This is a genomic window from Nonomuraea antimicrobica (assembly GCF_039536965.1).
GTDB lineage: Bacteria > Actinomycetota > Actinomycetes > Streptosporangiales > Streptosporangiaceae > Nonomuraea > Nonomuraea antimicrobica.
The window spans coordinates 1-541 of record NZ_BAAAZP010000306.1; the positions used below are offsets into that span (position 1 = coordinate 1).

The window sequence follows — 541 nt, forward strand, 5'->3', positions numbered from 1 at the left end:
TGATCTCAAGTAGGGCATACCAGCCGGTAGTTCGGCTGGTTCTTGATCGTGGTTATCGTCATGTTGGCCCCACACACAGACTGGCTCGTTCGTTTGTCCGCCCAGAAGGTGGCCTTGTTCGTAGTTTGGTGTTGATCACGTGGAGGGCGGAGGGATCGGGGCGTTGTGGTGAGAGTGCTGTCGGGACGGTATGAGCTGCTGCAGCCGTTGGGACGGGGCGGTATGGGGGTGGTGTACCGGGCGCGTGACCGGGAGCTGGAGCGGATCGTGGCGGTCAAGGTGCTGCCCGCGCAGATGCTGCGCGATGGGGACTTCCGGGCCCGGTTCCGGCGGGAGGCTCGGGCCGCGGCGGGCTTGTCGCATCCCAACATCGCGGTCGTCTACGACGTCGGTGAGGACATCGGTGACGGGGAGCTGGTTCCGTATCTGGTGATGGAGCTGGTGGAGGGCGGGACACTGGCCGATCTGCTGCGCCAGGCGCCGCCGACCCCGAACGAGGTCGGGCGGATCGTGGCGGCGGTCTTGGAGGCGTTGGAGCACA

1 protein-coding gene is annotated in these 541 nt (G+C 65.8%); it reads left to right on the forward strand.

What is annotated here, in order from left to right:
- Nucleotides 1-165: 165 nt before the first annotated feature.
- On the forward strand, nt 166-541 hold a 376-nt coding region (locus tag ABD844_RS52970; RefSeq protein WP_344897981.1), incomplete at its 3' end, for a protein kinase domain-containing protein.